Genomic DNA, 9,154 nt, shown 5'->3' on the forward strand with positions numbered 1-9,154 from the left:
GATTCATATAAGGGCATGAAGTTAGCCGGTTTTATATACGGACTCACAAATGGTCCCAGAGGCTGGTCGGCTTTTCTTCACTTCTACTATAAAAAAATAGTAGCACAAACCATGGCCTTGGTTTGTACTACTAATGTTAGTATGTTTTTCTTATTGATTTTTACGAACTTTAGATAATAAAAGGTCTATTGAAAATAACAGATAATTTGAAACATATCCTGTTTTCATCCGTATATATATGTAAGAGGAGTTGAGATGAATGGAATGGAAACAATTACAAAAAGAGCAAGAAATGGTTCATGCACAATTAAGAACTGCTAGTAGGTTAAGTGAACAAAAGGATTTAATTGAAAGGCAAATCGAGCGTGCACAACAGGAAATTTACAAACATTCTAAAGCACTCAATCAAATTCGTTTGAAACTCGATAAGTTAGAAGGTTTTTCTTTTATGAATACGATTCGTACGTGGACAGGGCAACAAGATGAGATACGTGAAGGAAAAATTGATGAAGCAGCCATTCTTGAATTAAAAATAAATGAAGCAAAGAAGATAGAACTTGATTTGACAGATGATTTACGGCAAATAAACACTAAACTTACTCAAATTAATGAACAAGAATTGCAAGAAGTTTTAAGCCAATTAAATGCTAAAAAGAAAGGCTACTTACAAATACATGAGCCTGAACAGGCAAAAAGGCTTGAACAATTAGCGCATGAAGAAATGTTAACGAAACAACTAATTACAGAGATAGGGGAAGCAGAAGAGGCTGGTGAAGCAGCACTTACAAAGCTTGGACAAGCTGCAGAGTCCTTGCATTCTGCAAATGGTTACTCAGCGTGGGATACGTTCTTTGGTGGAGGACTCATTGCTACACATTTAAAGCATGATGCACTTGATAAATCCGAAAATTATCTTCATAATGCTCAAATTGCATTACAGCGCTTCCATAACGAACTACTGGATGTACATGAAATGTCAACGAAATCATTAGCAGTTGAGACAGATGGATTTGTAAAATTTGCGGACTATTTCTTTGATGATATTTTTTCGGCTTGGTCTGTCCATTCTAAAATATCTACTGCCAGAGAGCAGGTTTCTCGTGTACAAGATGATGTACATAATACGATCTTGCGTCTACAGGATAAACATAATAAGGCTGATGGCTATTTGCAGTCTCTACATAATGAAAAAGAAGCTATCTTTCAAATCGAAGATATAAAGTAATCTGTGAAAAGATTTTCCCTCTTTTCACAGTTTTTTTTCATTTAGCAATCAGGGATGATTGGTGATTTCTGTTTCAAGCAAGCTACCCGTTTTCCTCTGAGTGGTATCGAGCCACTGCCTTCGCTGTCGCACAGATAAAAGATTGTTGCTGTCGCTTCGCTTTCTCACAGATAAAAGATTGTTGCTGTCGCTTCGCTTTCGCACAGTTAAAACATTGCTGAAGTTGTTTTATTACTATAAATTAGAGTGACAAGCGAGAAGATACATTTTAAGTGGTTGATTTGCCGAGGAGTAATTGCTATTCCTTCATAAATTAGCGTACTTCCTATAAGCGAATTATTTCAACTCTTTAGACGTTGTGTTAAAATAATATATATACTATAACGTGGAAAAACACGTAAACTAAGGGAGTCCTACAACATGACAAGTCGTTTAGTAGAAGAGTTTTTTGAGCTCGTACAAATCGATTCAGAAACAAAACATGAAGAAGTGATTGCGCCGATTTTAATCGACAAATTAACAGCGCTTGGTTTTACCGTAGAACAAGATGATGCACATACTCGTAACGGGCATGGGGCAGGTAATATACTTGCTACGCTAAAGGGTTCATTAGATATCGAACCAATTTATTTTACGTCTCATATGGATACAGTTGTACCAGGTAAAGGGATTAAACCATCTCTTCGTGAAGATGGCTATATCGTTTCAGATGGTACAACAATTTTAGGTGCTGATGACAAAGCTGGTATCGCTACATTATTTGAAATGGCTAAACGCTTAAAAGAACAAAATATTGAACATGGTGATATTGAATTTATTATTACAGCTGGCGAGGAAAGTGGACTTGTTGGCGCTAAAGAGTTAGATCCTTCTAAAATTAAAGCAAAATACGGCTTTGCAGTAGACAGTGATGGCAAAGTAGGGGGAATTGTAACTGCAGCCCCATTCCAATCGAAAATTTTCGTTAAAATAATTGGGAAAACAGCGCACGCTGGTGTTGCTCCAGAAAAAGGAGTGTCTGCGATTACGGTTGCTTCCAAATGTATTGCACAAATGAAGCTAGGTCGTTTAGATGAAGAAACAACAGCCAATATTGGTCGCTTTGAGGGTGGTCAGGCAACAAATATTGTGTGTGATGAAGTAACGATTATTGCAGAAGCTCGTTCGATCGACAAAGCAAAGCTAGATGCCCAAACGAAGCATATGCAGGAGACGTTTGAGCAAGTCGCTGCTTCATTAGGTGCAAAGGCTGAAGTTGAAGTGAAGCTAATGTATCCTGGATTCCGTGTAACAGAATCAGATAAAGTTGTTCAAGTGGCAATGGCAGCTGTCCACAACATCGATCGTACACCAAAGCTTGGTATTTCAGGCGGAGGTTCCGATGCTAATGTTATTGCGGGCTTTGGCATTCCTACAGTAAATCTTTCTGTTGGGTACGAGGACATTCATACAACAAATGAAAAAATCCCAGTCGAAGAATTAGAAAAATTAGCGGATTTACTTGTTGAAATCGTCAAAGAGTCTGCGAAAAAATAACAGCAAAAATCGAGGATGTGAACGCATGGAAAGTGTAAAGGCAGTAGTTTTTGCTTGTGGTACAGAGGAATATGCAGTGCCTGTGGAACAAGCCATTTCGATTGAAAAGTTAGAGCAAGTAACACCGATTCCTCACTTGCCTAATTATCTTCTAGGCTTCACAAGAATTCGTGGCGAGCTTGTCCCTGTGCTTGATTTTGAGCGTATTCTTTATAATCGTTCTTCTAATGCAGCAACAGCACGGATTATAGTGTTGAACACGGATGTTGTGAATTATGGATTACTTGTAACAGAAGCTCGTGAAATTCTTGATTTTGATGAGTCGGTATTAAAGCAGATGGGACTTGTCAATTATTCAAAAACACGCTACTTTACAGCTGTGGCTAATCTTGAAAATCGTATGATCACATACGTTGATCCGAAGATACTTGTGAATTCATTAGAAGGTATACGTGAAATAATTAATTATTTACACAAAATGCTTGAAAATGAAAAAGAAAACGTAGAGGCATAAGTTTTTGTATGATTAAATCATTCAATACAACATTTCATAGATAATGTTTTAGACAGAATTACAAATGTGTGATTCTGTCTTTCTTTTTAAGTGGCTTCCTAATAATAAAAGGAAACTGAATACCTATGTCGAATATTAAGCTTATCATCATAACGTGTCGTTGATTTCCGTTCCGACTGGTCGCTTTCCTTGGGACGTCCGATGAGCCACATAACAAATAAGCATAAATATGAATATATCTTTCTATAGTATAAATAAGTAAATTAATTTAAGGGAGGTGTTTGTCATATGGATTCAAATAAAAAGGAAACACCAGAAGAAAAAAGAGAGCGTTTAAAACAAAGTGAATTAAAAAACAATCCTACTGGTTCTTTAAACGATGGAATAAATAGAGGAACTAGCGGAAATTTAAATGGTATGGGTTGGAAAGAGACGGTGGTATTAGTTTTAGTGTTATTTATAGGATACATTACATATAAATTATTTTTCAGTTAAAGATATCGAAAGGAATCTTTATCTAGTTTTGCATTCCTCAACCCTCAACTGCTACACATACCTCTTTACTATCATTTCATTTAATAGTGATTATCATTTCTAAGTTTTTATTCTGATATAGTAAATTTAACCTGTATTCTTATTATTTTTTTGAAGGTTATCAATAAAATTATGCGATTTACCTACAGACATATCCATTCTAACATCGTATTATGTATGGTAAGAAAACTACTGTAAAAGGCAAACTTCACCGAAAGGGAAGGACGCAAAGCCATGAGTCTAAACACTATTTTTTAGTGCATGATCGTCAGGTTGCCAGGTTCTGTTCTATGAGCCTCGGCTAATAGAATGGAGATGTAATATATGGTAAGTCGTTCGCTATCAAAAGCAATCATTGTTTTTATAGTAACAATTATAAGTACGCTAGGATTAACAATGGGAAAGGTAGACGCAATGGCCATGCAAGATAAGGCTACTTGGTTATGGGATACGACAAAGATTGTTGAAGATGAATCAGGGGTACTGTCATTTTTAGAAAGCAAACAAATTAATAAATTATATTTACAAATTAATAGTGATATAGCAAGTAACTATTACAAAAGCTTTATTGATAAAGCAACGGCAAAAGGTATAAAAGTATATGCGTTGGATGGTTCTGCAAGCTGGGTTTCAAGTGAGGGCTATGCAATGCAGGATCAGCTATTTGATTGGTTACATACATATAATGAAAATGCAGCAGCATCAGAGCAATTTTCTGGAGTTCATCTTGATGTAGAGCCCTATTTAAATAGTGGTTGGAGCTCGAACCAAGCGAAAACGATAGAATCCTATCAAGCGCTTCTTACTAGAGCGAAAGGGGATACCGATCGATTACACTTGCCATTGGAAGTGGATATGCCATTTTGGTTTGACGAAATTACATACAAAAACCAATTTGGTAAAGGTTTATTAGCTGAATGGGTGATTGACCAAGTGGAAAGTGTTTCGATAATGGCTTATCGAGATGCTGCTAAAGACATTATTAATATTGTTGAACATGAAATAAACTATGCAAAAAAAGTAAAGAAATCAATTGTTATTGGTGTGGAAACAGGACCCTCTGATGAAGGAGAAAATATTACCTTCTATGATGATGGAGAAGCCTATATGAATAAACAGTTAGCACAAGTTCATCAACAATATGCCAATAAAAAAAGCTATAATGGTTTTGCCATCCATCATGTTGATAGTTGGATGAATATGCAGCCGTAAAAAATCCTCTCAAGTACTTTGTAAAATCAAAGACAAGTGAATGTATGCTTTGTTGCTGCTGACGCTACGCTTTCGCACAGATAAAACAATTGTTGCTGACGCTTCGCTTTCGCACAGATAAAACAATTGTTGCTGWCGCTWCGCTTTCGCACAGATAAAACAATTGTTGCTGTCGCTACGCTTTCGCACAGATAAAACAATTGTTGCTGTCGCTACGCTTTCGCACAGATAAAACAATTGTTGCTGTCGCTACGCTTTCGCACAGAGCAAGGCTTCCTGGGGGCGTCCGGTGAGCCGCTTTGCTTCGCTCCAGGGTCTCGGGCCAACAATTTCATTTAAACTAACAAAGGATTGCTTCTATAGCAATCCTTTATTGTTAAATTGGGCGTTTCCGATGGCTAACCCTTCAGCGTATATTCATAATTTCCTTTTCAAGAATAACTGGATAAACTCAATATCCTCTTTTGTTATGTCTTCAATCTCATCAATCGACTGAATTACTTTCATGACTTGCTTATCTCGAGAATCTTTAGGTTTATTACTAAAATAATTAGTAACTGCAGATGTGAATATACCGACAATTCCAATCCCTACCATTAGTAATACAGCAGCCATTAATCGACCTACTACGGTAACAGGTGCAATATCTCCATATCCAACTGTAGTTATTGTAATCAAACCCCACCACAACGCTTCAGTGTAAGTTTCAATCGCCGGTTCAGCTATAGCAATCGGTATTGGTATGACAAATAACATTGCGACACCAAACTTGAAAGCTATGGCTAATTCATTCGTTTTTAACACCGCATAAAAAGGTTTAAAATAACGAGAACTGATGCCAAGTAATTGAAGAACTTTAAATATACGGACGAGTCTAGCTGCTCTTAAAAGGGAATCGAAAGGGATTATAGCTACTAACTCTAAGGGATGTTTCTTTACATAGTGCCACTTGTTTTTTGCTCGTGCAAAACGAACAATGTAATCCACAACGAATATGAGCCAAATAGTTTGTTGAAAAATCACAAATCGATTATCAACCATGAGAGCAAGGGTTACTGAGATAAGGATTAACACAATCATAAAAATTTCATATGTAATTACAAGCTTTTTCACTAAGTCGACCGCCTATATCAAGTAGTTTAATAGTCATATATTTCATATTATACTTCTAAATTTAAATCCCTGCCAATTTCCATCTTTAAGATCTTGAATAATACCATTACGGTGTGATGTTGATGGATTTGAAGCGACGAAACTAATAATACCTAGTGCAACAACACTCATTTTTTGCTGTAGTAAATGCAGTCATTTGTGGTAGAAAAAAAGGATAGATAGAGCGAATTAAATCAAGCTCTTCTATCCTTTAAATTTCTACATATATAATGTAATTCACTTTTTAAAATAGTTTTATCCTATTTCAGTTTTATTAGGAAAGTCGACCGCTATAGTCTTCAAATTTAAATTCACGAATGACTTTAATGCCTTCTTCATCGTTATAAGAAACGATTGAAGGAAGATTTACACCATTAAACATATGATTTTTCACCATTGAGTAATGCGCCATATCCGTAAATACTAAACGATCACCTGGTTGTAAAGGCTGTTCGAATGAATAATCACCAATTACATCGCCAGCAAGACATGTAAGCCCGCCTAGGCGATATGTGTAAGCTAGTTCATTCGGTTGACCAGAACCGATAATCATTGGGCGGTATGGCATTTCTAGAACGTCTGGCATATGGCAAGTTGCCGACGTATCTAAAATTGCTAGGTCCATACCGTTTTTCTGTACATCAAGAACAGTTGCTACTAAATAGCCTGTATTAAGTGCAACAGCTTCACCTGGCTCTAAATAGACGAGAAGGTTATATTTGTCTTGAATGTAATTAATGATATTCACAAGCTTTTCTACATCATAATCCTCACGAGTAATATGGTGACCTCCACCAAAGTTTAACCATTTCATTTGATGCAAGACATCACCAAATTTTTCTTCGACAACTTGTATAATACGCTCTAACGTATCGGAGTTTTGCTCACACATTGCATGAAAGTGTAAGCCATCAATACCGTCAAGCTGTGACTTGTCGAAGTTGGCTAATGTTGTGCCAAGACGAGAATTCGTGTAGCAAGGGTCGTAAAGTGCTGTTTCAATTTCAGAGTACTCAGGATTAATACGAATACCACATTCAATTGTTTTACTAGTAGATTTTACTTTGTCCTTATATTGATTCCATTGGTTAAATGAATTAAACACAATATGATCAACATAGCCAAGAAGCTCGTCCATTTCATGCTCCACGTAAGCTGGTGCATAGACATGTACTTCTTTGCCCATTTTTTCATAACCGAGTCGTACTTCAAATAATGAGCTGGACGTAATCCCTGCTAAATATTCACCCACTAATGGGAATGTTGAATGCATTGAAAACCCTTTTAAGGCAAGTAAAATACGGCAGCCTGTGCGATCTTGAATCGATTTTAAAAGTTCTAGATTTTTTGTTAATAATCGTTCATCCACTACGTAAGAAGGGGATGGAACTTTTGAGAAATCAATTGGCTTCATCGACTTAATTCCTTTGCATCTAACTCAAGGTCAAGTAATTCTGGATTATGGCTTTCTTGCCATGGTAGACCCCATTTATTGAGTGCATCCATGAATGGATCTGGATTGAAATCTTCGACATTCCAAACGCCAGGTTTACGCCATTGACCGTTCATCACAAGCATTGCACCAATCATTGCTGGTACACCAGTTGTGTAGGAAATTGCTTGTGAACCAACTTCGTTATAGCATTCCTCGTGGTCACAAACATTGTACACATAATAAGTTTTTTCCTTACCATCTTTTAGACCGCGAATAATACAACCGATGTTAGTTTTTCCTTTTGTACGTGGTCCAAGTGATGCTGGATCAGGCAGTACAGCTTTAAGGAAGTGAATTGGTTGAATCATTTGTCCTTCAAATTCGATAGGCTCGATAGAAGTCATACCAACATTCTCTAATACTTTTAAATGAGTTAAGTATTTTTCAGAGAATGTCATCCAGAAACGGATTTGCTTTAAGCCTTTAATGTTTTTAGCAAGTGATTCTAGTTCTTCATGGTATAAAAGGTAAATATCTTTTGGTCCGATTTCTGGTAAGTTATAAACTTCTTTTTTCTCAAGTGGTGCCGTTTCAACCCACTCGCCTTCTTTCCAGTAACGACCATTCGCAGTAATTTCACGAATGTTGATTTCTGGGTTGAAATTTGTTGCGAAATGGTAACCGTGATCACCAGCATTTGCATCCACGATATCAATGTAGTGGATTTCATCAAATTCATGTTTTTGTGCATGAGCTGTGAAAACGCCCGTTACACCTGGGTCAAAACCGCTACCAAGTAAAGCAGTTAAGCCAGCTTTTTCGAACTTTTCTTTATAAGCCCATTGCCATTTATATTCAAATTTTGCCGTTTCAGGTGGCTCGTAGTTTGCAGTATCCACATAGTGTACACCCGTCGCTAAGCAAGCATCCATAATCGTTAAGTCTTGATAAGGTAGTGCTACATTAATAACAACTTCCGGTCCAAAGGCTTTAATAAGCTCAATAACCTCTTCTGTATTATCTGCGTCTACCTGTGCGGTATGAATCTTTGTTTTTCCGCCGTCTAGTTTTTCTTTTAGAGCGTCACATTTTGAAACAGTTCTACTTGCGATACAAATCTCCTCAAATACGTCCGAATTTTGAACACACTTGTGTACCACAACACTGGCTACTCCGCCAGCTCCTATAATCAATGCTTTACCCAATTGTCTACCCCCAAGTTCATATAAGTATTGTCAAACAAGCTGATTATACAGAAAATTGAATCACTACTCAATCATTCTTTTTAAATTTTCTACAAAATTTTTTATTTTTCAACAACAATTAGCCGAATTCAGAGGGGAATACCACGAAAAAAGAAGCTTTTTGTGAAAAAAAATTCCCTCAACTACTGATGTATGAACTGCTCCCTGTCAAGTAGACAGTGGAAATAATAAAAAGCTTTTAAGCGGCTTTAGCCCTGTATTCTAATGGGCTTAAGCCGTTTAATCGTTCTTGGTATCTATCGTTATTGTAAAACTGGATATAATCCTCAATCGCTTGTTGT

The 9,154-nt window shown here is 36.7% G+C and carries 10 protein-coding genes and 1 riboswitch; of the genes, 5 read left to right on the plus strand and 5 right to left on the minus strand.

Going from position 1 to position 9,154, the window contains the following annotated elements:
* Positions 1 to 259: 259 nt before the first annotated feature.
* The 5 genes from AC1DCY_RS26165 to AC1DCY_RS26185 all read left to right on the plus strand — a co-directional run bounded on the left by AC1DCY_RS26165 (position 260) and on the right by AC1DCY_RS26185 (position 5,021).
* Positions 260 to 1,225: a hypothetical protein gene (locus AC1DCY_RS26165; protein ID WP_477355334.1), complete on the plus strand. Its 966-nt coding sequence runs from the start codon at positions 260 to 262 to the stop codon at positions 1,223 to 1,225.
* Positions 1,226 to 1,645: 420 nt separating this feature from the next.
* Positions 1,646 to 2,761 carry a M20/M25/M40 family metallo-hydrolase gene (locus AC1DCY_RS26170; protein ID WP_477355337.1) on the plus strand — a complete coding sequence of 372 codons (1,116 nt, stop codon included), beginning with the start codon at positions 1,646 to 1,648 and terminating at the stop codon, positions 2,759 to 2,761.
* Positions 2,762 to 2,786: 25 nt separating this feature from the next.
* Entirely contained in the window at positions 2,787 to 3,275 is a 489-nt protein-coding gene (locus tag AC1DCY_RS26175) for a chemotaxis protein CheW (RefSeq protein WP_053483746.1), read from the plus strand.
* 288 nt (positions 3,276 to 3,563) lie between these two features.
* Entirely contained in the window at positions 3,564 to 3,770 is a 207-nt protein-coding gene (locus tag AC1DCY_RS26180) for a DUF6366 family protein (RefSeq protein WP_477355340.1), read from the plus strand.
* A 229-nt stretch (positions 3,771 to 3,999) separates the two neighbouring features.
* A riboswitch (cyclic di-GMP riboswitch) is annotated at positions 4,000 to 4,090 on the plus strand.
* 43 nt (positions 4,091 to 4,133) lie between these two features.
* Positions 4,134 to 5,021, plus strand: a complete 888-nt coding sequence (locus tag AC1DCY_RS26185; RefSeq protein ID WP_477355343.1) for an amidase — start codon at positions 4,134 to 4,136, stop codon at positions 5,019 to 5,021.
* Between the two features lie 9 nt (positions 5,022 to 5,030).
* Here the strand turns inward: AC1DCY_RS26185 and AC1DCY_RS26190 are convergent, their stop codons facing one another.
* The 5 genes from AC1DCY_RS26190 to AC1DCY_RS26210 all read right to left on the minus strand — a co-directional run.
* Positions 5,031 to 5,258, minus strand: coding sequence for a hypothetical protein (locus tag AC1DCY_RS26190; protein WP_477355346.1), 228 nt, complete (start codon positions 5,256 to 5,258; stop codon positions 5,031 to 5,033).
* A gap of 180 nt (positions 5,259 to 5,438) precedes the next feature.
* Positions 5,439 to 6,134 carry a potassium channel family protein gene (locus AC1DCY_RS26195; RefSeq protein ID WP_477355353.1) on the minus strand — a complete coding sequence of 232 codons (696 nt, stop codon included), beginning with the start codon at positions 6,132 to 6,134 and terminating at the stop codon, positions 5,439 to 5,441.
* Between the two features lie 313 nt (positions 6,135 to 6,447).
* Complete coding sequence (gene nspC, locus AC1DCY_RS26200) at positions 6,448 to 7,587, minus strand: carboxynorspermidine decarboxylase (protein ID WP_477355356.1); 1,140 nt, start codon at positions 7,585 to 7,587, stop codon at positions 6,448 to 6,450.
* Positions 7,584 to 8,813 (minus strand): saccharopine dehydrogenase family protein, encoded by a 1,230-nt coding sequence (locus AC1DCY_RS26205; protein WP_249073682.1) that lies wholly within the window; start codon positions 8,811 to 8,813, stop codon positions 7,584 to 7,586. The genes nspC and AC1DCY_RS26205 overlap by 4 nt, the downstream gene beginning before the upstream one ends.
* A gap of 238 nt (positions 8,814 to 9,051) precedes the next feature.
* Positions 9,052 to 9,154: IS3 family transposase (locus AC1DCY_RS26210; RefSeq protein WP_477349455.1), on the minus strand; the 103-nt coding region annotated here is incomplete at its 5' end.

Source organism: Lysinibacillus sp. 10T31 (assembly GCF_056394365.1).

Bases quoted from the DNA above. Each gene is read 5' to 3' on its own strand.
- AC1DCY_RS26165 (WP_477355334.1), top strand. From the start codon at position 260: ATGGAATGGAAACAATTACAAAAAGAGCAAGAAATGGTTCATGCACAA.
- AC1DCY_RS26170 (WP_477355337.1), top strand. From the start codon at position 1,646: ATGACAAGTCGTTTAGTAGAAGAGTTTTTTGAGCTCGTACAAATCGAT.
- AC1DCY_RS26175 (WP_053483746.1), top strand. From the start codon at position 2,787: ATGGAAAGTGTAAAGGCAGTAGTTTTTGCTTGTGGTACAGAGGAATAT.
- AC1DCY_RS26180 (WP_477355340.1), top strand. From the start codon at position 3,564: ATGGATTCAAATAAAAAGGAAACACCAGAAGAAAAAAGAGAGCGTTTA.
- AC1DCY_RS26185 (WP_477355343.1), top strand. From the start codon at position 4,134: ATGGTAAGTCGTTCGCTATCAAAAGCAATCATTGTTTTTATAGTAACA.
- nspC (WP_477355356.1), bottom strand. From the start codon at position 7,587: ATGAAGCCAATTGATTTCTCAAAAGTTCCATCCCCTTCTTACGTAGTG.